The sequence below is a fragment of the Gardnerella sp. 2492 genome (assembly GCF_050320365.1).
Taxonomy (GTDB): domain Bacteria; phylum Actinomycetota; class Actinomycetes; order Actinomycetales; family Bifidobacteriaceae; genus Bifidobacterium.
The window spans coordinates 145,148-171,262 of record NZ_CP186952.1; the positions used below are offsets into that span (position 1 = coordinate 145,148).

Annotated in this window: 18 protein-coding genes and 1 tRNA gene; 1 reads left to right on the forward strand and 18 read right to left on the reverse strand. The window is 40.0% G+C overall.

The genetic code is table 11. The features are described from left to right. Nucleotides 1-36 precede the first annotated feature (36 nt). The 9 genes from ACPFYS_RS00520 to hisS form a co-directional block, all read right to left on the reverse strand. A complete protein-coding gene (locus tag ACPFYS_RS00520; RefSeq protein ID WP_427876886.1) occupies nucleotides 37-369 on the reverse strand; it encodes a hypothetical protein in 333 nt (110 codons plus the stop codon). Continuing rightward, complete coding sequence (locus ACPFYS_RS00525) at nucleotides 370-2,289, reverse strand: helix-turn-helix transcriptional regulator (RefSeq protein ID WP_427896785.1); 1,920 nt, start codon at nucleotides 2,287-2,289, stop codon at nucleotides 370-372. A 307-nt stretch (nucleotides 2,290-2,596) separates the two neighbouring features. Next, nucleotides 2,597-4,027, reverse strand: coding sequence for a UTP--glucose-1-phosphate uridylyltransferase (locus ACPFYS_RS00530; protein WP_427876889.1), 1,431 nt, complete (start codon nucleotides 4,025-4,027; stop codon nucleotides 2,597-2,599). Between the two features lie 156 nt (nucleotides 4,028-4,183). Further along, nucleotides 4,184-5,275 carry an amino acid ABC transporter permease gene (locus tag ACPFYS_RS00535; RefSeq protein ID WP_427876891.1) on the reverse strand — a complete coding sequence of 364 codons (1,092 nt, stop codon included), beginning with the start codon at nucleotides 5,273-5,275 and terminating at the stop codon, nucleotides 4,184-4,186. A gap of 5 nt (nucleotides 5,276-5,280) precedes the next feature. Beyond that, nucleotides 5,281-5,958, reverse strand: coding sequence for an ABC transporter permease subunit (locus tag ACPFYS_RS00540; protein ID WP_427876893.1), 678 nt, complete (start codon nucleotides 5,956-5,958; stop codon nucleotides 5,281-5,283). Next, entirely contained in the window at nucleotides 5,958-6,791 is an 834-nt protein-coding gene (locus ACPFYS_RS00545; RefSeq protein WP_427876895.1) for a glutamate ABC transporter substrate-binding protein, read from the reverse strand. Before ACPFYS_RS00545 ends, ACPFYS_RS00540 begins: the two co-directional genes overlap by 1 nt. Nucleotides 6,792-6,861: 70 nt before the next feature. Further along, nucleotides 6,862-7,632 carry an amino acid ABC transporter ATP-binding protein gene (locus ACPFYS_RS00550; RefSeq protein WP_427876897.1) on the reverse strand — a complete coding sequence of 257 codons (771 nt, stop codon included), beginning with the start codon at nucleotides 7,630-7,632 and terminating at the stop codon, nucleotides 6,862-6,864. A 305-nt stretch (nucleotides 7,633-7,937) separates the two neighbouring features. Next, nucleotides 7,938-9,734: an aspartate--tRNA ligase gene (aspS, locus tag ACPFYS_RS00555; RefSeq protein ID WP_427876898.1), complete on the reverse strand. Its 1,797-nt coding sequence runs from the start codon at nucleotides 9,732-9,734 to the stop codon at nucleotides 7,938-7,940. Between the two features lie 91 nt (nucleotides 9,735-9,825). Next, nucleotides 9,826-11,226, reverse strand: coding sequence for a histidine--tRNA ligase (gene hisS / locus ACPFYS_RS00560; RefSeq protein WP_427877544.1), 1,401 nt, complete (start codon nucleotides 11,224-11,226; stop codon nucleotides 9,826-9,828). Between the two features lie 96 nt (nucleotides 11,227-11,322). On the opposite strand from hisS, the gene ACPFYS_RS00565 reads away from it, so the two are divergent. Then, nucleotides 11,323-12,693, forward strand: a complete 1,371-nt coding sequence (locus tag ACPFYS_RS00565; protein WP_427876900.1) for a DUF349 domain-containing protein — start codon at nucleotides 11,323-11,325, stop codon at nucleotides 12,691-12,693. A gap of 82 nt (nucleotides 12,694-12,775) precedes the next feature. Here ACPFYS_RS00565 and ACPFYS_RS00570 read toward each other — a convergent pair whose 3' ends face one another. From ACPFYS_RS00570 to allB, 9 genes are all read right to left on the reverse strand, one after another. Next, nucleotides 12,776-13,915: an Mrp/NBP35 family ATP-binding protein gene (locus ACPFYS_RS00570; protein WP_427876901.1), complete on the reverse strand. Its 1,140-nt coding sequence runs from the start codon at nucleotides 13,913-13,915 to the stop codon at nucleotides 12,776-12,778. Nucleotides 13,916-13,918: 3 nt separating this feature from the next. Further along, the gene (gene ligA / locus ACPFYS_RS00575) at nucleotides 13,919-16,663 is read right to left on the reverse strand and encodes an NAD-dependent DNA ligase LigA (protein WP_427877545.1); all 2,745 of its coding nucleotides are present in this window, start codon (nucleotides 16,661-16,663) and stop codon (nucleotides 13,919-13,921) included. 331 nt (nucleotides 16,664-16,994) lie between these two features. Continuing rightward, on the reverse strand, nucleotides 16,995-20,438 hold the full coding sequence (locus ACPFYS_RS00580; RefSeq protein WP_427876903.1) for a tetratricopeptide repeat protein: 3,444 nt from the start codon (nucleotides 20,436-20,438) through the stop codon (nucleotides 16,995-16,997). A gap of 201 nt (nucleotides 20,439-20,639) precedes the next feature. Then, nucleotides 20,640-20,715: transfer RNA gene (locus ACPFYS_RS00585), tRNA-Gly, on the reverse strand. A 210-nt stretch (nucleotides 20,716-20,925) separates the two neighbouring features. After that, complete coding sequence (locus tag ACPFYS_RS00590) at nucleotides 20,926-22,782, reverse strand: zinc-ribbon domain-containing protein (protein ID WP_427876905.1); 1,857 nt, start codon at nucleotides 22,780-22,782, stop codon at nucleotides 20,926-20,928. Between the two features lie 315 nt (nucleotides 22,783-23,097). Beyond that, the gene (locus ACPFYS_RS00595; protein WP_427876907.1) at nucleotides 23,098-23,865 is read right to left on the reverse strand and encodes a thiazole synthase; all 768 of its coding nucleotides are present in this window, start codon (nucleotides 23,863-23,865) and stop codon (nucleotides 23,098-23,100) included. Then, nucleotides 23,855-24,478 carry a sulfur carrier protein ThiS adenylyltransferase ThiF gene (gene thiF, locus ACPFYS_RS00600; RefSeq protein ID WP_427876909.1) on the reverse strand — a complete coding sequence of 208 codons (624 nt, stop codon included), beginning with the start codon at nucleotides 24,476-24,478 and terminating at the stop codon, nucleotides 23,855-23,857. The genes ACPFYS_RS00595 and thiF overlap by 11 nt, the downstream gene beginning before the upstream one ends. Then, on the reverse strand, nucleotides 24,479-24,676 hold the full coding sequence (thiS, locus tag ACPFYS_RS00605) for a sulfur carrier protein ThiS (RefSeq protein WP_004106666.1): 198 nt from the start codon (nucleotides 24,674-24,676) through the stop codon (nucleotides 24,479-24,481). It abuts the gene before it with no gap. A gap of 62 nt (nucleotides 24,677-24,738) precedes the next feature. Then, nucleotides 24,739-26,115, reverse strand: a complete 1,377-nt coding sequence (gene allB / locus ACPFYS_RS00610; protein WP_427876912.1) for an allantoinase AllB — start codon at nucleotides 26,113-26,115, stop codon at nucleotides 24,739-24,741.

Sequence of the window (26,115 nt, forward strand, 5' to 3'; positions counted from 1 at the left end):
TATAAAACGTAAATGTGAAGTATGCGTAATCTAGTATTACAGGTCTTCTTCTCGTAAAGACTTTTTACTCCATCTTTCCCATACTGCTTTGTGCTTTTCTCGCTTAAGATTTTTCCTTGCGATAACAAATTTTAAAGTCTCTTCGTGAAGATCTGCAGCATCTTTCAAAGGCCTTGTAAAAAGTGGGTCGCGATTAATTTCAACACTATTTTCGCAAGTATTAAGATGCTCGAATTTAGAGGAGATCTTACTAGAAAGTGCGCTGCAATTTTTTACTATGCGAAGTAAGGAAACTACTACTAAAAATATTCCCAAAACAATCATGCATAGCATGAACAGTGTTATAAGTAACCAGACCCACCAAGGCATTTATTCCTCCGTTTGAGGAGTATCGGCATGATTTACGCTAAGTTCGCGTTCTGCTCTAGCAATAATCATGCTGCGAAGTGTTTCAGGAGCAACGGCAGTAATATGGCGGGAATGTGCAATGCAGAACGCCACAAACCACGAGTCAGATGAAACAGTGAGATGTACTTTTACACCATCACCGTATGGTTGCATCTCTGCTCCCGAAAGCTTTTTCAGGAAGTTAAGATCAGTTTCATCAGTAATAAAGCAAGTTTCAGTGCCATTGTCGAAACTCCACTTACGAAGTTCGCTTACTGGAACATCAGGTACTTCAACAGGAGATACAGGCTTTACAACTTCAGCATGCTCAATACGAGCTATACGAAGCACTTGCCAAATTCGCGGCAAACCGTTTGCTTTATTAATAGAAGTATCTTTTTTAACTAAAGACTTTTTATCTTCAGGAGCTTGATTTTCTACATCAGTCCACACTGCAACGTAGTAAACGCCTTCATCTACAAAAACTTTAGAAGGTGCAACAACTTTACGTCGAGTACGACCAGCTCCATCAGTATATTCCATATCTAGCAAAGAACCGGAATTAATTGCGCTACGAACTACAGAGCAATTACGAGGTTCTACTTCGTACCCGGTTAGGCTTAACCACGGAGTTTCTCCCGGACGAACGTGTCTACGCAAGCGCATGTAAAGTGATTCGGCTTTTTCGCGCTGATCGTCTGGAAGCAGTGGAGAATGAGCTAGATAATTAGCAGACGCTGTTAGCATACTCATATACTGTTGCGATACGCCTGCAAGTCGTTCCAAACCGAGAGAATTTGTTGCAGAAACAATACTCTCTGATTCAAGAAGGGACCAATCAATATCAAAGAACTGGCTTCCTGCCATTTCGCCGTCATCAGAAACGGTTGTAAGAGTATTAATATCTTTATGCAGGATTGTCACAAACCTATGAAGTTCGTCATCATTCTTTGGCTTGCCAATAAACCTTTCTGCAAGCTCATCTAATGGGAATTCTTCTCCGAGGTGAGCCGAGAGGAAAAGCATTAAGCGAAGTCTACGATCTACTTCACTTCCGGTTTGGAAAGAACTTTTCTTTTGATGAGAATTATCTGATTCAGATTGAGATTCGTTCTCTAATGTTTCGTTTTGCGAATTCTCGTTTGAATTTTCGGAAACTGACTCATCACATTTAGTAAATTGCGTAGCAGAATGAAGTCTACGGTGGAAAGCATCAACTGCTTCCTGTGGGCTTACTACGCTAGAACCAGGATGTTCGAGAACGAACATTGCTAAATCGTCTGAATCTGTATAAGCAACGTTTAGATGCTCCCCATCAACATCAACTGTTGCTGCAAATCTACGAGAATCAATAACCTTTACCAATGCGTCTGGAATAGTTTGTGTACCAAGACCAGGAGCAATAGAGTCCAAACCTAGACCCGGAATAGGGGTCTGAGGAACGCGAGGAGCTGTTCTAGAAGTGCGTTGCTGCTGCTCTCTTTGCTCACATTCAGAAGAAGATATGGACATAGAGCGAGCTAAATAGTTCGCAGCTGCAAGTACAGGAAGTTCATCTTGTGCAAAACGAAGTCTTACGCGAGGTTCATCTCCTAGCTGAAGACGATATGAAGCAAAATCCTGGCCCTCTGACTTTGATGAGTACTCCGGCTGCCGAGATTCTATTGCAATTCCCATTGCAGATAGTTTGGCTCTATCTCGCTGGAACTGTTTTGCAAATGCTGCTTTAGCGGCTTGATCGGCAAGCTCACCGTAGGAATCAGCGTAAGCTTTTACTCGTTGTGCTATTTGACGCGAAGTCAACCATTGTGGGAATGCGGAAGACAATACAGCTAGCACATCTAGCTCATGTTTGCCCCACTTATCGGAAAAGCGTCGTCTTCCGTTACTTCCTTCAGCCATCGGTCCTCACGTATCGTTTTATTGTTAATTTCTTCTAATATGCACACTACCGCATCTGCTACAATTACTTGGTTTGCACAGTATGCGAATGCGCGCATGCTTTTTCTATTTTAGTGGCATTTTGCGGTACGTGTGGACATTTCTTAAAAAACTAATAATTTTTCTTTAAATAAAATCCACAGTTCACTCTAATAACGTTGAAAATCCGCCATTTTCAGGCGACACGCCATAGTGTAATTTTTTCTTAAAAATTACTACTATTGCACGTTTTTTAACGTTATTTACAGCAAAATGCTCTTTTGCGGGATCATTTTATCCAAGAATCTGGTTCAATTCCTTGTGGTCCCACAAACTCTCCATTTGGTACATAACTTGGTTCTCCCATGTCCTCTAAAACAGCGTCAGAAAACATAGAAACTTGGTTACCAAAAGTCCAATCACCCCTAATAGTTACTGATTTTGCAGCAGCTAATGCTGGTACTGAATAAGGGAAACGCTCGTTGAAATCATTTATATTACGGTAATATCTTGGATCTAAGTCAATGTCTGGGAAAATATAATTTCCGTCTTCCATTTCGTAAGAGTCTGTCAAATGGAATCTGTCTGAGCGCATAATAAAAAGATCGTTAGTAGTTTTTACTGGTAAGAAGCGCATGCGGTCTACTTCTACGCAAATTGCTTCGTCAAACAGTGATACGATTGCTCCCATTGCAGTTTCTAACTGTACTACTTGAATGCTGTTTTCGTCTGTAGGATCAACAGTTTTTCTATTACAAATAACAGGAAGTGGAAGTATCCCATGGTACTCTTCTAATTTTTCTTGCAACGCATCAATACGAATCCAAATATTATTTGTATTAAAATACGGATGCTTTTTAATACTTTGAGCGCTTCTGCGATCTTCAGGATGAACTTGTGTCATTTCGCGAAGCAATAATCTACCGGTTTCTACGCTTCTAACTATATGTCCGCCTTTTCGGTCGGCTTGAGTTCGTCTAGCAACTTCAATCATGATAGGCGCGCCAGTATTTTCAAAATGCTGCGCTAGTGTGCGAGAAGGCCTTGCTCCTAAATTATCAGAATTCGATATGAACAGATAATTAAAACCATGCTCTTTTAATGTGCTGAGTATGTTTGATTCCCATATGGTTGAGAAAATATCTCCATGTCCAGGTGGGCACCATTCAAGAGAAGGATCCGCTTCGTAAGATACAGGCTCTCCTGTTTTTTCTACTAATTTTGGCTCCTGGTGCTGAATAATTTCTACAGGAATATTTTCTTGCACAAACTTGCGGTTTCGTTTAAGTACTTGCAAAGTATCGCGAGAAGTGCGGAATGAGTTCATAAATATAAGAGGAAGATCCACTCCAAGACGTTTCCTGGCAGTTAAAACTTGACCGATTATTATATCTATAAAACGCATTTGTCGAGCTTTATGTCTACGAACAGGAAGTAAAGATTTTGCGCATGACAAACCCATAGATGTTCCTAATCCGCCGTTAAGTTTAATAAAAGCAGTTTTTCCAAATGCTTTTACAGCATTATCATGATCAATCGTTTCGTAAATTTCATGAAAATTTGGAACAGTTTTTATAGGCTCTACTGTGCTTTCGCGAATAAACTCTCCAGATTGATTATTGCGCCAAACTTCGTAGAGGTGAGCAAATTGTTCAATAGAAGTATCGCTCATATTGTGTTCGCGCATCTTTGCAGCGGACAACTCAAAGGTGTCGTCCATGTAAAAGCCTCCTCGTATGCATGTGACCCTAATAGTTTAGCGATTTGTGCTCTTTCGTGCAAACGGTTTGGGATTTATAACCTAAATGTAAAACAAAAAGCGTAGTGAATGCTTATTTAGTATCCACTACGCTTTTTCTAGTGTTAATTCTTTAAATCAAGAATTGTCTTTAATGTTGTTGTCAGCGTCATCCTGTTCTGTTTCATCTCCAGTTTTAAGATGATGCTCATCGTATCCCTGAATGTAGCGCGTCCGCTGCCAGTGATGAATAGAAGCATTAGTTCCACGGTGGTGAACGTGATACTTTCTTGGAGTTCCACCATAAGGTAGTTCCTTAACTTCTTTAGCAACAGCAATTTGGTTCACATTTGAAGGATCCATAATTGCAATTGGTGCAACTGGATCTGCCTCTGTTGGAGCCGCAGTACGATTCTTCAAGTGAGATGGCAGCCATTCTGCAAACCATGAAAGCGCAAGGCAAATCAGGAAGTATAAGACTGCAGCAACGCTTAAGGTTTGCAAGATATTGAAGTACATTGATCCAAGTCTGCGTGACTCTTGAAGAAGATCAGTATACATAATAATCGATCCAAGAGCAGTATCCTTAAGTACGACAACAATCTGAGTTATTGCAGCCGGAAGCATAGCAATAACTGCCTGTGGCATTTCTATTTGAGTAAGTGACTGATATTCTGTTAATCCTAAAGCTAAAGAAGCTTCTCGCTGACCGTTTGGCAAATTACCAACACCAGAACGAACTAATTCTGCTACAACGGAACCGTTGTACATAATCAGAGCTAACACTACAGCCCAATATGATGCTTCTTTCATTCCAGAAAGCGCAAAAGCTCTCCACAAGAAGATCATAAGAAGAAGTACTGGTACTGCTCGGCAAAACTCAACTATTATTGCGGAAACTACACGAGTAAGCAAATTTGGTAAAAGTCGGCACATGCCGAAGAATAAGCCAAATGCTATAGATCCGACAATAGCAACAAGAGATGCCTTTAATGTCATCCACAATCCTGGAAGATAAAAATCAACCCAAGCTTCGGAATCTACTGCAGGATTCCAAAGTACGGGCGAAAGCTGATTTTCGCCGTCTGGAGGATTACTTAATCGCATAAGAACAGCAATAATAAAGATTGCAAATAAGCATCCTGCAATAATATTAGCTATTCGTATTTTCTTAAGTGCGCGAGGACCTGGCGCATCAAATAAGAGTGATTGTTCTTGATTTTTAGCCATGATCATCACCTTCTAACAGCGAGCTTGTTTGAAAGATACGTTGTTAAAATGCCAATAGGAATAATCAAAATGATGTATCCTACGGCGAATATGAGGAATATTGGGATTATAAGATCTGCGTTCTTCTCAATCATTTCGCTCATAAGTGACGAAGTTTCAGTAGCTACTGACGCTGCTGCAGCTACCGTAGAATTCTTCAGTAAGGCTATGAAAGTGTTACCGAGAGGAGCTACAGAACCGCAGAAAGTTTGCGGCAAAATTATGTGCGTAGCTGATTGGAAGAAATTAAGACCTAAAGCTCTACAAGCTTCTGCCTGTCCAAGAGGAACAGTGTTTAATCCTGATCTGAGCGATTCGCATACGAACGCTGCTGTGTAAAGAGATAAACCTGCTACTGCAAGCCAGAAGAAGTTTATGTCGAAAATTTGTGAAAAACCTATTTTCAGCTGAGCGTACACACCTAATACCATGAAAACCATGATTATAGTGAGCGGCATGTTCTTAAACAGTTCAACGTAAATAGTTGCTATAGTCCTCAGTGAAGATACTGGGCATATTCGCATAGTTACTAAAATTACGCCGATAATAGTCGAAAGAACTACACAGCATAAGGTTATTTCAATATTTACAAGAAACGCTCCTGGAATATTGTATTCACTAAATAATTGTATAAAATCTTGCATCACTTCTCCCCTTCCGCTGGAACTGGAGGATTGTACTTTTTATTAGGCTTGAATCCAGTACCTCGAAGATTATCATCTAAGGCTCGTTGCCAAGACCCATTTCGAATCATGTCTTTCAAAGCGGCATTAATGCGCTTAGCAAGCTTCGTATTACCCTTTTTGATGCCAATTCCGTAATATTCGGCAGTAAATGGTTTATTAACAAGCTTTAGTCTGCCTCTAGAAGCGGTTGCAAGGCCTGCAAGAATAATATCATCTGTAGTTACAGCGTCAACAATTCCTGAGAACAATGCTGTTGCACACTCTGCGTAACCCGGTTGTTGCATAAGCTGTACTTTTGATGCGTAACGCTTTTTTATAACAATTGCAGAAGTAGAACCAGTTACTGAGCATAGTCGTTTTCCATTCAAATCGTTAGGTCCGCTGACTTTGTGCTCGTCTTTACGAACTAACAAATCTTGACCTGCAACAAAGTAAGGTCCTGCAAAGGAAATTGTCTTTTTGCGCGCATCAGTAATTGAGTATGTCGCAACAATCATATCTACGTCACCGTTTTGAAGCATTGCTTCGCGTTGCTTCGATGGTGATTCTTTCCATACGATTTGATCTTCTGAATAGCCTAGTTTTTTAGCAACGTATTTGGCTACATCAACATCGAATCCTACGTATGTTCCAGATTTTTTAAAACCTAAACCTGGTTGATCAAATTTGATGCCGATGCGAATTACTTTTTTGCCATCGCTACGATCGCATGCAGTGAGCGGGAACACGCAGCATATGCTACAAATCATAGCTATCAGCGAACGTAGTATTCGTTTGTGTAATAGTTTCATGTTTGTAAATCCCCTCTATATCTGCTTTTAGCAGTGAAAAACTTACGAAAACTTAAAATACTTGTGATGTTTAGTGCGTAAGAATCTTTGAGAGGAAGTCTTTTGCGCGATCTGTACGTGGATGCTCGAAGAATTCTTCTGGAGTGTTTTGCTCAAGTATTTGACCATCTGCCATAAACACTATTCTGTCGGCTGCTTTACGAGCAAATCCCATTTCGTGCGTTACGCAAATCATTGTCATGCCTTCTTTTGCAAGTTCGACCATAACATCAAGAACTTCGTTTACCATTTCAGGATCAAGTGCTGATGTTGGTTCGTCAAAAAGCATAACTTTTGGTTGCATTGCCAGTGCGCGAGCGATTGCAACACGCTGCTGCTGACCACCAGAAAGCTGAGACGGCATTTTTTGAGCTTGATTATCAACGCCAACTCTTGCAAGAAGATCCATTGCAAGGCTTTCTGCCTCGTCTTGGCTCATGTGACGTACTTTCATTGGTGCGAGAGTTACGTTTTCTAGAATAGTTTTGTTAGCAAAAAGATTAAAAGATTGGAAAACCATACCAACTTCGGCTCGTAAAGCAGCAAGTTCTTTACCTTCTTGAGGTAAAGCTTTACCATCTATACGAATATCTCCGGAGTCGATCGTTTCTAATCGATTAATAGTGCGGCACATTGTTGATTTTCCAGAACCAGATGGGCCGATGATAACAACTACTTCGCCTTTATTAATGGAAAGGTTGATATCCTTTAGAACGTGCAATTTGCCAAAATGTTTTTCAACATGGCTGAGTTCTACCAATGGAAGAACTGTTTTTTTAGTAGTATTTTTTTGTGTATCCATGGAAAGAATGCTAGTAGATTTGTGTTACGTGTAGTTATCGCATACGTTACTTTTTTACTTAAACTTCGTTGCATCGATATGTAAAATATGTTAAAAATAGTCAATTTTTCTTTAATATGTTGCGAATTACTGTAATATTCTGACTCTGCTCTGTAATATTTACACAAAACTACTTTTATTATATAAAAAATACCGCTGAAAGGCGTTTTTGTAACCCCTCAGCGGTATTTAATAATTAAATTTTATTAAGAACAATTAGTAAACAAAACTATTCTTAATATTATTCGTAAATGTTACGAAATAATTTACTCGTCTTCTTCTGGATCATAATCAACGCCAGTTTCTGCACGCTGCTCGTCCGAAATTGGGGCTGGAGCGCCAGTCAGAGGGTCGCGTCCGCCGCCAGCCTTAGGGAAGGCGATTACGTCGCGAATCGAGCTTGCGCCTGCCAAAATAGCAGCAGTACGATCCCAGCCCAAAGCAATACCAGCGTGAGGTGGAGCACCATACTTGAAAGCTTCAAGCAGGAAGCCGAACTTTTCGTCAGCTTCAGCTTTATCGATTCCAAGCACGTTAAGAACGCGGTCTTGAATATCGTCACGGTGAATACGAACGGATCCGCCGCCCATTTCGTTACCGTTGCACACGATATCGTAAGAATCACTCATAGCATGCTCTGGATCTTTATCGAACTTATCAATCCAATCGGCAGATGGCATTGTAAATGGATGGTGCATAGAAGTCCACTTGGAGTGGCCAACTGCAACATCGTCATCATCTGGATCATCAGTGCGCTTAAACAGTGGGAAGTCAACAACCCAAGTAAAAGCAAACTCATCTGGGTGAAGCAATCCTGCGCGGCTAGCAAGCTCTACGCGAACAGCTCCAAGAAGAAGTTGGGAAGATTCGCGGCTTCCAGCTGCAAAGAACACTGCGTCGCCATCTTCTGCACCAACTGCTTCCTTAAGACCTGCGCGCTCTTCTTCGCTAAGATTCTTAGCAACAGGACCCTTTAACTCGCCATCTTCACCAAACACAACGTAAGCTAATCCCTTAGCTCCACGCTGCTTAGCCCAATCCTGCCAAGCGTCAAACTGACGACGAGGAGTTTCAGCACCACCCTTAAAGAGCACAGCACCAACATACGGAGCCTGGAACACGCGGAATGGAGTGTTCTTAAAGAAATCAGTCAACTCAATAAGTGGGTTTCCAAAACGCAAATCTGGCTTATCGGAACCGTACTTATCCATTGCTTCCTGCCAAGTAATACGAGGCAAAGGAAGAGTAATTTCGTGACCTGCTTCCTTCCAAATAGCAGCAATAACGCGCTCTGCCATAGCCATAACATCTTCCTGGCTGGCAAAGCTCATTTCCATATCAAGCTGAGTGAACTCAGGCTGACGATCTGCACGGAAGTCTTCGTCTCGGTAGCAGCGTGCAAGCTGATAGTAGCGTTCGACACCAGAAACCATGAGCAACTGCTTTAAGAGCTGAGGAGACTGTGGAAGTGCATACCAAGAGCCTGGAACCAAGCGTGCTGGAACAACGAAGTCGCGTGCGCCTTCTGGAGTGGACTTAATAAAGGTTGGAGTTTCAACCTCAGTGAAGTCCATATCTTCCAAAGCGTGACGAGCAGCCTTGGCCATATCGGAACGCAACTTCAAATTGCGCTGCATAAACGGGCGACGCAAATCAAGATAACGATACTTTAAACGTACATCTTCGCTAGGAAGCTTGTTTTCGGACTCGTTTTCCAAAGCTGTCGAAACTTGGAATGGTAATGCATCTGACTTTGCAAGAACAGTAACTGTTTCAGCAACAATTTCAATCTTACCTGTTGCCAAGTGATCATTTTCGTTACCATCTGGACGCAGACGAACTTCGCCGGTTATTTGCACAACAAATTCGCTGCGCAATGGTCGTGCCGTCTCCTCATCGTAAATAACAACTTGTACTAATCCTGTATTATCGCGGACATCGACGAAGGCAACGCCACCGTGATCACGGCGACGATCAACCCAACCTGCGATGGTTACTTTTTGCCCGACCAATGCTTCAGTCACTTCAACGGCATGGTGCGTACGATACGCCGTTTGGCTCATAAGTCCACTTCCTCTATGTTCTAATAATGATGTAATCATTTTTTCATTGACACAAATCTGTGCTTATTATGCGAGTAAAAATACACGCAAACTATTTAGCACAGGAAACTGTCTGCCGGGCATACACAGTATCTGGTTGCCACGACGTGACATCTGCTGATTCTTGGTCTCCTGTAATTATGTTCTTTACTTCATCTTGAGAAGACTCAGATTCGGTACTGTCTGCAGGGAACCAAACGTAAGGAATACCAAGCTTGTCAGCATACTTGATTTGCTTTCCAAGTTTTGCTGCAGTAGGAGCAACATCAGTTGCAATACCGCGATCGCGTAATACTTTTGCAATAGCATTACACTTTGGTCGATCTTCCTCATTCCACACTGCAACAAGCACAGCTGCAGGAGAAACTCTAGAAACTGTAGCTTTAGCTGTGTGAAGCATATATGAGATCAATCGCGAAAGGCCGATTGAAAGGCCAACGCCTGGATATTTTTTCTTTCCTTGAGAAACAAGATTGTCGTAACGGCCACCGGAACAGATGGAGCCTAGGGACGCAGCATTATCAAGGAAAGTTTCATAAACAGATCCAGTGTAGTAGTCAAGTCCACGAGCAATCTTCAAATCAGCAACAACAGCACCAGGACGTATGCGAGCTGCTTCATCTACAATCATTGCGAGAGTCTCTACGCCTTCTACTGCAAGAGAGTAAGATTCATTATCTTCACTTCTAGAAATATTATGCTTATCGCATAGTGCATTAAAGCGTTCTTTAAGTTCTTCGCCAGTTTCTGCAGTAAGCTCAGCTAATTCTAAGCAAGCAGCAGCTTGAGAATCTGTAGCTCCACACTCTTTTACCAGGAGTTTAGACACTTCTTCAGAGCCGATTTTATCTAACTTATCGATTTCTCTAAGAACACCCTCAATATCTTTTAGTCCAATACCACGGTAGAAACCTTCAGAAAGCTTACGATTATTGGCGTGAACTGTAGCTTTTGGTAAGCCAAACTCTCTTAAGCGCTCAAGAGCTTCAACCATAACAAGAGGAAGCTCAACTTCGTAATGAGATGGTAATTCACCATTTCCTACAACATCAATATCAGCTTGCACAAACTCGCGGAATCGACCTTCTTGAGGACGCTCGCCACGCCAAACTTTTTGCATTTGCCAACGCTTAAATGGGAACGCTAAATCACCAGTGTGTTCAACAACGTAACGGCTAAGCGGAACTGTTAAATCGAAGTGTAAACCTATGCGATCTTCTACAGGCGTGTCGGACTCATGACCGACCTCTTGTAAGCGCGATAATAAATAAATTTCTTTGCTTGTTTCACCTTTTTTCAAAAGGCTTGATCCCTGCTCTACTGCACGCGTTTCAATGCCAATAAAGCCATTAAGTTCGAATACTTCCCTAAGTGTGTCAATTACTTTCTGTTCAACAGCACGTTCGCTTGGAAGCCATTCGGGAAAACCAGATATTGATGAGCCTTGTACCATGTCCACTATAATAGGTTATGTTACGGAAAAATCATGGCTTACCGTCATACTTATTCGTAACACTGTTACCGTGCATATGCTGTAAGGAGTCGTCCCGTGACCGAACAGACTAAACCTGAAGAAAATACCCAATCCACCGCTACAACAAAGCCGCATGCGCCGTCGCCTGCGAGCTTTGCCCATAAAACTAGAGTTGTAGCTCAAGCCCCAACTATTTCGTATAGTGATGAGGATGTAAAAGCTGCAAAAACTTTTGGGCGTGTTGACGAAAATGGCACTGTTTATATTCGTGAAAATGGTGATGAAAGGGAGGTTGGACAGTACTCCACTGGCACTCCAGATGAAGCTTTAACTTTCTATGTTCATCGTTATCTTGATTTGAAGATTAAGCTTGATCTTTTTGAAAAGCGACTTGAAGCTTCTAACGTTAAGTCAAAAGAAATTGACGAAACTCTCAACACTTTAGAAGCAGATCTTGAAAATCCTGCAGTTGTTGGAGATGTGGCAGCTTTGCGTACTCGACACGCCGAGCTTAAAGTAAAAGCTGATGCAAAAAAGGAAGAAATTGCTAAAGCTCGTAAAGAAGCTTTGGAAAAGGCTTTGAAAGAGAGAACTTCTATTGTTGAGCAGGCTGAAGCATTAGTAGCGAATATGGGTGAGTCGACCAATTGGCGTTCATTAGGAGACAAGCTGCGTTCACTCTTCGATAAATGGCAGCAGCACCAGCGCACTACAATTCATTTGAACAAAGCTGATGCAGATGCTCTTTGGCAGCGCTTCTCTAAAGCTCGTTCATCTTTCTCTCAGGCTCGTAGTGCATGGGTTAAAGAGCGTGATAATGTTCGCGAAGGAGCAAAACATGCTAAGGAAGAGATTATTGCAGAAGCTGAAGTCTTAAAGAATTCCACTGATTGGCGTGAAACTTCTATGAAGTTCAACGCTTTGATGGATCGTTGGAAGAAGGCAGGTAATGCTGGCCGTCAACATGATGATGAATTGTGGGCTAAGTTCCGTGAAGCTGCAGATGTCTTCTACCATGCTCGTCAAGCTGATCGTGAAAAGCTTAATGCTGACGAGAAAGAAAATCTTGCTAAGAAGGAAGCACTTTTAGTTAAAGCCGAAGCTTTGCTTCCAGTAGCAAATGAGGAAGAAGCTAAGAAAGCTCGTAAGGCTTTGTCTGCTATTCAAGATGAGTGGGATACTATTGGCTATGTTCCTCGTGAAGACATGCGTCGAGTTGAAGCTCGTTTGAACGATGTAGATAAGAAGATTAAATCTGTTGAGGATGCTGCGTGGAAGGATGAAGATCCTGAAGCTAATGCTCGTAAGTCTAGTTTTGCTGCACAATTGCAGGCACAGCTTGATGAGCTTAATGCTGCTATTGCCAAAGAAACAGACAAGAAGCGCAAAGCTAAGTTAGAAGCTGAGAAGGCAACTAAGGAACAGTGGCTTAACGCTATTAAGTAATTCTGCTTTTAGCTTATAAACTTCTCTAAATACATTTATGAGGCTGCTTGAAAATTCAAGTAGCCTCTTTTTGTGAAATTAACTATAAGTCGGATTTTTCCATTAAAGAATTAGCGAGTTTAACAAAAGTAGCAGCTAATTTAGAATCTGACAATTTTCCTTCCTCATTTAGCACAGCAGGTCGTCCGCTTTCTCCTATTTCGCGTATGGATGTGTTTAAAGGAAGTTGTGCTAGAAGTGGAACATCAGTTTTAAGTGCGTTGCAAAGCTGCTCGCTTACTCGCTTTCCACCTCCTGAACCAAAAATTTCTATGCGCTCGCCATTATTTTCAAACCAACTCATGTTTTCAACTACGCCGCGCACTTTTACTGGTATTTGTAATGCCATAAGTCCTGCTCTAACTGCTACGTCTGATGCGCTTGGCTGAGGCGTAGTAATAACAACAAGTTCTACGTTTGGAAGTGATTGTGCTACAGCTAATGCCATATCTCCTGTTCCAGGTGCTAAATCAAGTAGTAAAACGTCAGGATTTCCCCACCAAACATCAGATAAAAACTGTTCTAAGGAGCGTTGTAATCGAGGTCCTCTCCATAAAATCGCTCTGTCTGTTCCTGCAAACATTCCAATTGATATAAGTTTTACTCCCCAAGCTACTACTGGCATAAGCATGCCGTTTAAATTAGTAGGTTGGTTATGAACACCAAACATGTGCGGTAATGAGAAACCGTAAACATCTGCGTCTATAGCTGCAGTATCGTATCCTAAAGCAGCGAAGGTTGCAGCGAGATTAGCTGTTATTGAAGATTTTCCAACTCCGCCTTTTCCGGAAGCTATTGCAAATATTCTTGTGTGATTTCCTGATTTATTAAATGGATTTTCTTTACGCTCCGCTTTTAAGTCAGCTACTAGCTTCTCTAGTTTATCTTTGCTCATAGCTGCAGTAGTTATTTGCGGTATAAGTTTAATTTTAGGATATTTAGATACTGCTTCTTTTACTCTTTCTGTTATAACCTCTGCAAGAGGACAGTTTGGTACAGTAAGTTCAAGATTGATATCAACATTGTAAGTTGGCTGTGAATTTTCGCACGTTGAAGTGTCGCATTTAGATACACTCACGCCAGTTACCATATTTAGTTCAGTTACAGAACGTCCTAGCTCTGGATCTATTACGCTGCTAAGAAGATCGTAAACTTTTGTTGCTATCTGATTTGAATCTTCCATTTATTAAGATTCCATTTCGTTTTCGCCTGTATTTGTATTTACATTGTCAAGCGAAGTGTCAAAAGATTCGTCGAGTGTTGTTTCCGCTTGCAATGCTTCTTCTAAACTGCCTGTTTCAAGTAAAATATTAAATTGGTTCTCATTTAACATAGGAATTCCAAGCTCTTGTGCTTTAGTTGCTTTGGAGCCAGGGTTTTCGCCAAGTATTACGCAATAAGTGTTTTTGCTTACAGAATTTGAGGCTTTTCCTCCTCTAGAAACAATAGCTTCTTTAGCTGTATCTCTAGTAAAACCTTGCAACGATCCTGTAACAACAACAGTTTTTCCGGTTAAAGTTTGTAAAAGAGTTGAAGTTTCAACTTGACCTACTACCCCAGCTTTTTTCCAAGCGCATAAGATTTCAGATCTCCAGTTTTCTGCAATTTGTGCTTGCTTAAACCAGTCGTACACGGCTTGCGCAATTTCAGGGCCTACGCCGTCTATGCTTGTAAGCTCTTTAACAGAAGCTTTAGCAATATTATCTAAAGATCCAAAATTTGCCGCTATAACGCGCGCAGTTGGAGGACCTAGTCTACGAATAGAAAGAGCTACTAGCACACGCCACAATGTGGCTTTTTTGCCTTTCTGAGCTATTTCTTCAAGCATACTGCGTGTTGTTTCTGAAGGTCTTGTGTAAGTTGGCACTTTTACAGTTACAAGATCATTTCCTTTTTTGATACGTTTAATCGTAAAACCATTTACAAACGCATCATTTGGAACCTCAAATTGAGGATATTGTGGGTTCCATTGGGATTCGTTATCAGCTATATTTTTGTCTTCTTCCTCTGAAGAATTTTCAACACTATTATCTATAAATTTTGCTTCTAAAGTGCGAGTCCAAAAAGCTGAAACTTTTCTCCAAAGACCAGATCCGCCAATTTTGCGCGTGCGTTTTTTCAGTTTTCCATCTTTGCTTACTTCTTGCCATTCCTCAACTAGAGGAATTTCTTTCCAAACCATTACCTTGCGCAAATCATCTGCGGTTATGTTGAAAATTTCTGCTTCGCTACTAAGTACAGGGTCTTGTGGTTCAGGCAATACTAAATTTGGATCTGGCGTGTAAGTTTGCTGAGAAGAGCCACGTTTTATTACGATTTTATCCATATTTGGGCAGTAAACTTCCACAGTGTTTGGCCTAGAATCTTCAGGATTCGTAAGAGCTAAAGCAGCGTTATCACCAAGATTTTCAATATCAAAAGCATTCCTGGAAGCTAAGTTAATTATTCTCTCTGTAAGTTGTGCTGGGCAGCTTTCTACGTTTGGACAGCGAATATCTTTATCTCCCTGTTTATCTGGAGCTAATTTAGTTCCGCAAGAAGGACAATATTGCGGCATAACAAATTTGCGAAGCTCATTTTCGCGTCCTTCTCTAGCTTTTAAAACAGGTCCTACTAGTTCTGGAATTACGTCTCCAGCTTTGCGAACTACAACAGTGTCTCCAATTAGAACACCTTTGTGTTCAACTTCGTAAGCATTATGAAGAGTTGTGCGAGATATAGTGGAACCTGCTACAGTTACGGGTTCAAGAACTGCTACTGGAGTTACTCTTCCAGTCCTACCAACTTGTACAACAATATCTTTAAGAACAGTATTTACTTCTTCTGGCGGGTACTTATACGCTATTGCCCAACGTGGAGCGCGAGAAGTTGCACCAAGTCGACGTTGCAAAGCGCGATCATCAACTTTAACTACAATACCGTCTAAAGCGTGTAAAACATTTGCTCTATTATCTCCGTAGTAGTTAATCATTTCCTCAATTTCAGAAAAATTCGTAACTTTTCTGGTGTATGGAGAAACAGGAATACCCCACTGTTTGTATAACTTGTACGCGTCCGACTGATTAAAAGATGTTTCACTATTTTCGTGACTAGATGAAGTGTTCCAACGTAACTCGCCTAGTCCGTGTGCAAAGAAACTTAATCTGCGAGTTGCTGTAATGCGAGGATCTTTTTGACGTAAAGAGCCTGCCGCTGCATTTCGAGGATTTGCAAAAGGTGCTTTTCCAGCATCTTCTTGCTCATCATTTAATTTTCTGAAATCATTCCAGGTCATAAATACTTCGCCGCGTATTTCTACGAATTCTGGAATGTCATCTACATTTTCAGCATGTAGTTGCGTAGGTATAGCTTCTATAGTCCTAACGTTAAGTGAAATATCTTCACCTGTTACGCCATCTCCTCGAGTAAGTCCCTGCTCAAGTGTGCCGTTTCGATAAATCAAATTCAACGCAAGGCCGTCAATTTTTACTTCGCAAGTCATTGGAAGAGGTTTAGATTCAGGCCAGTTAAGATCTCGAATTACCCCATCATACCAGTCATGCAATTCTTCAATTGAAAAAACGTCATCCAAGCTCATCATTCGAGATGGGTGTTTTACAGAAGCAAAATCATTTGAAAAAGTTCCGCCCACGCGATGTGTTGGAGATTGAGGAGTATCTAAAGTTGGGAATGTTGCTTCAAGAGCATTTAACATTCGCATGCGTGCATCGTATGCCGCGTCTGAACTCGTAGGAGCATCTTCAACATAGTACGCGATCTGATCAGATTGTACCCATGCAGCCAATTTTGCCCAAAGTTTTGCAGCTTGCTGTGTGGTTAAAATTGCTGGCTGTAGACTTGAAAGAGCTAAAGCATCAGAGTCTGTAGGCTTCAAGTTTGCAATCCACTTTTCAGTGTCTATTGTTGAGTTCCACTCATTCGCTTCATGCATGTAGGTTTTGCTATCAGTTTTGCTATTTTTACTGTCAGTTTTGCTATCAGACTGAGTAACAGTATCTGTTTTAACTGTACTCATGCTATTAGTTTCGTTTTTTTGCGCTTCATGAGATATAGTTTGCTCGTCAAAATCGTCAAAAAGCGATAACTGTTCGCTCCCTGTTGACTCTTCGCGAATACTATTTTCACTCATGAATATTCCCTTCAGCTACGTTTTACTAACGCCTATAAACAGTATCTAATAAGACTGTATAAGCACAGTAAAAACTATTCAATGATGTATTGAGTATTAAGCTAATAAATTTTAAAACTGTTTGCCCTATTTCTTAAGCGTTCAAAGATCTTAAGAACTGTGTTTGTACTGTGCTACTTATATCTTCTCTAGAAGTCATTCGAATATTTGCAACACATAAAGTTCTTGCTATAACAAACATTCCATCGTTCACAGTTAATTTTGCTGCTTTATCAATAATCTCTTCTGCTTCAATATCAGGCCAAGCTGGTATGTCTTCAGAAAGAAGAGCCATTTGTGCTTCATGTATATTGCTCGGTATTAGCTTGCACTGCGATCTCATTCTAGAAAGAAGCTCATCAAGTTCCATTTCTAGTGGCTCAATCTTTCCTGGAGCTAAGTATTGTGCCATTCTATACGAAGATGCAGCAATGAGGAAATTATTCTGCATCCATTCCGCATAAGCGAGCTTATAGTAAGCAAAAGCAGCGTCATCCCTATCGAGAGACACATTCAAAGCGTTAATGCAAGCCGCAATAACAGATGGCCAATCCTCTTTTTGCGCAAGTATATCAGCTAATCTCAAATGAGAAAGAGCGTAAGTAGGAGCGTACGAAACCATAATATTTAAATGACGTAAAGCTTCGTCATGTTGGTTTAATTGCGAAAGCAAATCAGCAAGTTCCATATGCGCGTAGAAAAGACCGTCAGGAATAAGTCTTGTTCGTTCTTCTTTAGTTGCAAATAGATGATTATAAATTACTCTTTCAGCGTAGGAATTAAAGTATCTTGGTACAGCTTCGCTACTAGTAAACATAGTATCGAATTGTGCCACAGAATTTTCATACTCTTTTAAAGCCTCACTAAGATCCCCATTCATAAACTGTTCGTGAGCTTTTGTACGAATATCTCTTATACGCTTTGCTGAAGTAAATGAAAGATTAGGTAAATCTGTTTCGTCAATTAGCGCTCGTGTTATTGAATCTGCTTGAGCGTTAAGTTCAGGATCGTCAATGCTTTCAATAATACTCATAGCTTCGTGAGCTTTTTGTGCAGTTGTTGGCATAAGTTCTGAAGCAATATGATGGAAGTCAGCAACAGCTTGTTGCAGAAGATCTTCACGCTGTATAGAAAGCCCTTGTGCGTATTGCGTTCCCAGTATGTTTTCCTGATCTGCTGTAAAAATTTTGTCAGAAAATTCAGGTTCTTCTTGTGATCCATGAGGAGAAAAACGGCTACTGTGAACATCAAAATCTGGTTCGATGGTATTTAATTTTCCATGAGAATCAATGTTTAATTTGGCATTAAATTTTTCGTATGTTTTTATAGGATTATTTAATCCGTTTTGGTGAATAATTTTTATAAATCTGTCTCTACTAAACGTAACTGTAGTTAGAGCTCGTATGGATGGTGCTGTAGTAAAAGCTGCAAATGGATTTTCTTCTTTAGACTTATCCATGCTGTTTTCGGACAGCTGATTTTCGCTAGAATTTGCGTTTGTGCCTGTTTCTGAGTTTAATTCTTGGCTACTTGCGCTCGCATGTATTGATATGACATTATTGTTTGTCTTGTTTGCGTTACTAAGATTAATCTGCTGTATTTCTTGCAATTTAGACGGGTCTCCATGAACGTCACCGTCTTTTGGCTCTCCTTTTGATTTAGATGAATCATTATTTGCAGCGTCACTATTCATAACGTTAAGCGCATTAAGAGTACGATTTACAAGATTGTTCATAGCATTGTTTTGTGCTGTAACCATCTCTTCTAAGCCTATTGAATCTAAGCGTATAGAAACATTTTTTACTTTGCTGCTTGCTCCAAAAGCTAGAGTAGACATTATCATTCCAACTTGAAGATTGTAGTTTGTAGCTAGTTTTTCTTTATCGTCGTCGTTTAGATTTTTCCAAGATTTATCCTCATTAACGTAAGCTACAGATGGCATAAGTGCAGCGCCAGCTGTAGTAAGGTTTATTGCCACGTTACCATCTTCTAAATTAGATCTAAATTCCGCGTCAAAACGGAACGGCAAGTATACGCTTCTAATAAGATTAGAAAGACGCTGTCTATAAGACCATTCACTGTCGTTATCTATCTTATTGAAATACTTATCGTTATTTTTTACCTGCTTTGCTCTTCTCCACATGTGCAAAATAGGTCTTATTTTGTCGTCCATCAAAGGATTGCCGAAAAATTGCATACCTATTGAACCGCTTGCTGCAAAAGCAACATCTTTAATCATTGCAATGTCGATTTGTGATGCCTGCTCTTCTTTTATAGTATTTTCGCAAGTTTTTCCTCCTGCAATGGAGTTAATTTGCAGACAATCATAAATTGAATATAAACGGTTAATAGCGCCTTCTATTTTAAGTACTTTGAGTGCAGCATTTGGTTCCAATGCGTCATCCCAAAGTAAGTAGTTTGCTTCTGTTTGCTGATATTTTTGCATGTGTAGGCGTTCTGCACCGTGCACTGCTTCCAGGCTGCGCTCTGTTTCTAAAGCTCCAGTTGAGCGCATTAATTTTTCGAAATATTCTTCTAAACCTGAAACTCTTAAATTCTCTTTTTTTGCTATTTTTATGTCTTCTACGCTTCTTCGTATTGCTCCTAAAGGTGCTTCGTGTTCTAGTCTGCGAAGTACATTGTTGTAGCCAAATCCGGTTAAAGACTTGTGCATGTCTGGAATGAATAATGCTGCAAAGAATGCTATTGTTATTGCTTTTCTGTACGTAAGATTGCATCGCAAGTTTTCTGGAAGTTTAGTTCTTAACTCTTCAAGCGTATAAGTTTTTTTAGATCCGAACCCGTGTGCCATCCATGATCCGATTTTAATTAAACCGTCATCATCTGAAAGTTGTAAAACTAAATCTCCATTTGATACGCAAAATACGTTTTCTTTTCTAATTTTTGAAAAAGTTTTAGAAAAGTAGTTTATTTTTCCAGCAAAAGTTTTAGAGCGTTGTTCTGATTTTAACGCGCTTTTAGACTTACTGCTTTCTAAAGAAGCGAGAAAATCTTTTACGGTTGCGTCGCCATTTAAATAGGATTCTACGATATTATCCATCTCATAGTCTGTATGTTTGATGTATGTTTCGTCAAACGCTTCCGAAAATGCACATTTTAGAGTAATTTTTGTTTTTTTATATTGTTTTCCATAAAAACGGTGTAAATCTTTCAGTGAAGAATTATTTTTTTCTACAAAAGAAAGTTGCGGTCTCATGTCTTGAACATCTTCGTAGCTAAGTTTGCTGCCGAGAAATATTCGCCCTTCTGAGTCTGCTACCGCTAGTTGAAGGAATTTTCTTCCGTCTTCTTTAAATAATCCAATTGACGTGTATTCTTTTTTCTTGCTAAGCTGAACCCAGCCTAATTGATTGTTGATATTTGTTTGTGGAAAATCTTTAATAACGCACTTTTTAGCGCGCGACGAAATATCTATTGAATTGCCTTCTGACCACAACGAGTTAAGAGATTCTTGTAGTTGCAACATACTATCTTCCTGAGATTCTGAATTTTCAGTAGTTTGCATGTTGTTAGTCATAATCCCCATTCTTTCACTTTGCTTTGTGGCATGTGAGTTTTTGTTTTATATTTTTAGCGCACATAATGTGGCGTTTAATCACATTATTTTAGTATATAAGAAATTATGCATGTTATAAAACGTGAGACGTTATTTATCGAAATTATTTCATCAATAGATTGCTAATAAGAGAATATGACGACTTCGAATATTGAGAAAAAATGGAGCGGACAACGGGACTCGAACCCGCGGTCTCAACCTTGGCAAGGTTGCGCTTTACCAACTAAGCTATGTCCGCAAAACATAAAGTATTCTACTTGCTTTTTATTGCGAATGCAAATTTTAATATGTTTTTGCATTTTACATGGTTAAATTCTTTGCTATATTTGGGTTTCTGCGGTGTGTTGATTGTGCTTTAAAAAACAGTGAAGCCGACATATTACTGCCGGCTTCACCATGATTTATTAGGTTTCACTATGATCACTAGCAAAACCTAAGTGATTTTATTTTAGTTGTCGTCACTGCTACTTGTGTCGTCGCTACTGCTACTGTCGTCACTATTAGTGTCGTCGTCGCTACTGCTACTGTCGTCGTCGCTACTAGTGTCGTCATCACTGTCATCTACATCAGTGTCTGAATCAGTATCATCGTCGTCTCCTGCAGTATCTACGGAATAACCATATATTGATACTCTTTTTTCTGTATCTACTGTGAAACTTTGCTCTTCACCATCTTTATTTTGCGCAACTATGTTATAAATTCCAGGATAAGCAAGAACATCGTATTCGTTATTGGAAGAGCTGAAGCTGGAAGTAGAAAGATCAAGATTATTATTATTCACTTTTATAACTTTAGAATTTTCAGGAACTCTTATTCGCAATAATCTTGTCATGCTTCTTGGAGATACCTGATACTTAGTGAACATAAACATTTGCGTACCGTTAGGTCTTACTACTATTTTCTTTTTAATAAGATTTCCACCAACATAGTAACTTACATCAGCATTGTAGCAAGTAGTTTTTTTGTTCGCGAATTTTCCTGGAAGATATTTAGCATATTTATATTCATAGTATGTTCCAACAACACAATCATAAGGTTTTACGGACAGAACTTGAGGATTGTACATATGTGACTTTGCATCTTTTGCAAATTCGTCTGTAACAATTCCCGTGAGCTTATATTTATCAGCTTGTGTTTCGTTATATTTGTTCGTTGCTTCCGTATATTTTCCTTGAGCTAGCAAATTCAAATAATTAGTGACTACAGCTTTAGGAGAATATACAAAATTGCTTAATGCAAAATATGCTCCCACGGATCCAGCAATAAGAATTAGCAAAACTACTACTGTTATGATTATGTTTCGCTTAGTCTTGCGCTTCTTATTGTTAAGTGCATACTCCTGCTGATTTGCATAGTCTTCAGGCGTATAAGCATATTCTTGATTTGGATTCGCATTTGTGTCGTAATATTGTTGATTTTCTGGATAGTACTGCTGCTGAGCATCTTGAGGATAGTTCTGATACGCTTGAGCATTTGGATCATACTCTTGTACAGGCGCAACATTGTACTGCGGTTGGTCATATGAATTATATGGCGCTTCGTACGCTTGATTTTGCGCATAGGATTGTGCTGTAGTAGCTGGCTGCATATTTTCGTAGTATGCTACAGGGTTGCTTGCAGCTGCTTCTTGTTGTGGATTTTGGTAAGTTTGATTGCTGACAGGTTGATTCGCTAAATTATTTTGTATAGCTGAATTAACTGTTTCGCTATTCTCGTTTTGGTTAATTTCTTTAGCAGATTCAGTATTTTTATTTTCTGCCTCGTTAGATGCTTCAAAAGATGTAGTTTGATTTACAGTTTCTGTATTTAATTGTGCAGAATTGATATCTTCAGTGTTTGCAGTGTTTGCAGTGTTTGCAGTGTTTTCCGTATTCTGTTTTTCTGTTGGATTATTTGATTCGTATACAGGCTCTTCATTTTTTGCTGCTGCAGTTTCTGCAGGAGTTGGATTCATTGGTTGAGCATGTTTTGGCTGAGTGTATTCAGTAGGCTGAGCTGGCTGGTAAGTTTGCTGCATAGGCTGCTGGTATTGCGGCTGGCCATATTGTGTAGGCTGTCCGTATTGTGTAGGCTGTCCGTATGGTGCAGGCTGCATAGGCTGCATAGGCTGCTGGTAGGAGGAATAATTGCCATTTCTTAATGGCGTATTATAACTTGAAGATGTGTGACTTACCAAAGGCGCTGTACTCCAAGTATCTACTTGATTATTTTGCTGGTATGAGTATTTTGTTAATGCAGCACCGCATGCGTGACAGAAATTCATATTATCGGCATTATCAGTTCCGCATAAATTGCAGTACACCATATGCTTCTCTCCTTTGCTTGAGTCAATCACATCTCTTATAAGAATACGCCATACAAAGTAATACTTACTTTTGTTCTGCTAAAAGAATACAAAATATACATAAAATATAAAAGCAAATTTGAGAATATTGCTGATTTTTCAGTTGGTATTAAAAAATATTAGTAAATTGTATAAATCAAAAATTTTCTAAAAATAGTAAATAATTATGTTTATAACGGAAGCCCCGCAAAATATGTTACAAATAATGCGAGGCTTTCGTAAAAATAACTATTTAAATTACTTAGTATTATTTAGGTATTTCAAAAAGTTATTATTCTATTTATTTTCATCATCGCGCTTTGGAGAAGATGGTGTTGCGCCTTTTTCAAGTACTCGACCTGGCCCTGCAAGATAAGCTGCGCGGCCTGCCTCAATACCAAGCTTGAATGCTTTAGCCATAAGCACGATATCTTTTGCAGTAGCAACGCCAGTATTTGCCATTACTGCAGCAGCGCCCATTTCCATTGCTTCAGCAGCCTGGCTTGGAACACCAATACCAGCATCGACAATAACAGGAAGATCGATCTCATCAATAATAAGCTGAATAAACTTCTTAGTTTCAAGACCCTTGTTAGAGCCAATCAAAGAGCCAAGAGGCATAATTGCAGCAGCGCCAGCATCGCGCATTGCCTTAGCAAAATAAAGGTCAGGATACATGTAAGGAAGAACAGTAAAACCTTCGTCAGCCAAAATCTTTGTTGCCTGCAAAGTGGCTTCATTGTTTGGTAGCAAATACTTGCGATCTGGAATAATCTCCAACTTAATGAAGTTACCGCAACCCATTTCGCGAGCAATATGAGCAGTGTTTACTGCTTCCTCTACAGTTACGCAGCCGCTAGTATTAGGCAAAATAGTAACGCCTTCTGGAATATGCTTTAAAATTCCTGCAGCTTTCTCACTATAGCGAATTGCTACAGTAATCATTTCAGCTTTAGCACTATTTACTGCTGCGTCAATAAGTTCCTCAGAATACTTTCCAGAACCTAAAATGTATCGAGAAGTAAACTTCTTACCACCCAATTCTAAATAATCTTCATTCTCCATAATTTCCTCCATTTTTTATCCATTTCAGCGCTTCTAACGCTTCTAAACTCGCAATAATCGAAACATAAGGCAAATACAAGCCGTCTTCAGGAGAAGACTTAAAATCACCCACTAAGCACACGTTTGAAATATGCTTAATTTTGACGTTCCTAATATCTCCAAGTCCAGATAAGCCAGAAGCAGTAATAACATATTTGTTAGGATGATTCATGAAATAGTCAAGAACCATTGCTTTCGATTCTCGATTGTCGAATGCTTCAATAAACAAGTCGGAGCGTTCAGCAATCTCGTCTAACGATTCCGGCGTAACTTTCTGCACAAAAGCTTCTACTTCAACGTACGGCAAAGTTTCCTTAAGTCGCGCTTTAGTAGCAGACACTTTGTGCTGTCCAATTTCGTTAATCGTATAATTTTGACGGTTTAAATTCGAATACTCGATGCTGTCAAAATCGTAAATGAACAACTTTTTTACGCCGGCTCGCGCAAGCATTAACGCAATATTTGATCCTAAACCGCCACAGCCAAGTATTGAAACTGATTGTTGAGCAAACAAATCATTATCTTCTTTTAGCTGGCGCTTAAGAACTTTTGCGCGAATATCGTCACTTTCCATTCATCCTCCTCCCATAATGCTAAATACTTCAATTTTTGCGTTATCTTTAACTATGAAAGTTTCAAAATCTTTGCGTTTTACTAATTCACCATCAACTTCTATTGCAACAAAAGTACTGTCGTAACCTTCGCGCTTAAGTAGTTCAAGTAAATTCTCGTTCTCAACATAATCCACAGTATCGTGATTAAGTTTCAGCACACTTACCTCCTTTCTGTAGATATATGTTTTAAGTTTTTAAATATTACGTTTGTATATTCTACCTAATCCTTAGCTGGATGAAGAATAAACTTGCCCTTGAAGTCTTTGCAAACGCCATTTTCTTGGCTGTAAATTTCTTCACCGCGAAGCAAAGTTCTTACCACCTGGCAGCCAATAGTGCGGCCAACGTACGGGCTGAACTTGTTTCGATACTCAAGATCTTCAGCCTTAAGAACATAAGGAGCATTTGGTTTAATGAATGCCAAGTCTGCGTCATAACCCAAACGTATGCTGCCTTTTCCTTTCAGATCGAAGCGTTTTGCAGAATTGCTAGAATTCAATGCCACAAACTGAGTTAACGACATTCCGCGCTTTTGTACAGCCTCATCAAAGAACACATCAACATCATTTTGAACACTACCAATACCGCCCCAAGCTGTGAAAGCATCATCAGTTTGCTTCAAACTTAGAGGAGCTGGCGAATGGTCGGAAACAATGAAGTTAATAGAACCGTCAAAAACCTTTTCCCACAAGCCATTCTGGTTTTCCTTGTCGCGAATTGGCGGAGTGCACTTAGCAATATTTCCGATCTCGTCAAGCTCAGAAGTGTCGAAATACAGGTAATGGTTGCAAGTTTCGCAGCTTACGTCAACGCCATTCTTACGAGCATTAGCAACAGCTTGAGCGCCTTCTGGGGAAGAAACATGAACAATATGAATTCTGCATCCAGTTTCTTTAGCAAAAAGGCAAGCGCGTTCAATAGCTTCAACTTCAGTGAAAACAGGTCTGGTTGCTACAAACTCAGAAAGTTTTCTAGCTCCCATTTGATGAGCTTTCTTTCCAAGCTGATCTGTAATAGGAGCGTTTTCGCAATGCATAATCAAAATTTTGCCTGTTTTAGCAATTTGCTGCATACCGGTGTACAAGGAGTAGTCGTCGCAATTGTACAAATCAACTTGCAAATCCTTGTCGCCAGTAGTGCCAAGGAAGGCTTTGTAGTTAACAACACCCTGCTTATCTTGCTCGCATATTCCACCGTTTAGATTCTGTGGTTCCAAGCCACCAGTTTGACCAACATCAACCTTGAGCTTTCCGTCGGCTTCTTCAAGCACTGCTTCAAACGATTTTCCATCAGTAGTTGCAGGAATCTGATTGCAAGGCATTTGCAGCATTGTTGTAATACCGCCTTTTGCGCCGGCAGAAGTTGCGGTTACGAAACCTTCCCAATCGTCGCGAACTCCGCCGCCTGGAGCGTTAATATGAACATGAGAATCAACTTTTCCAGGAACAACTATTAAACCAGTTGCGTCAATAGTTTTCTCTGCTGCAAAGTTGCTTCCGAAAGCAGCAAACTTGCCATCTTTAATTGCTATATCAGCTTTAGTTGCTTCATTATCGAATACAACCAAACCATTTGTAATTACTACATCGTAGTTCAT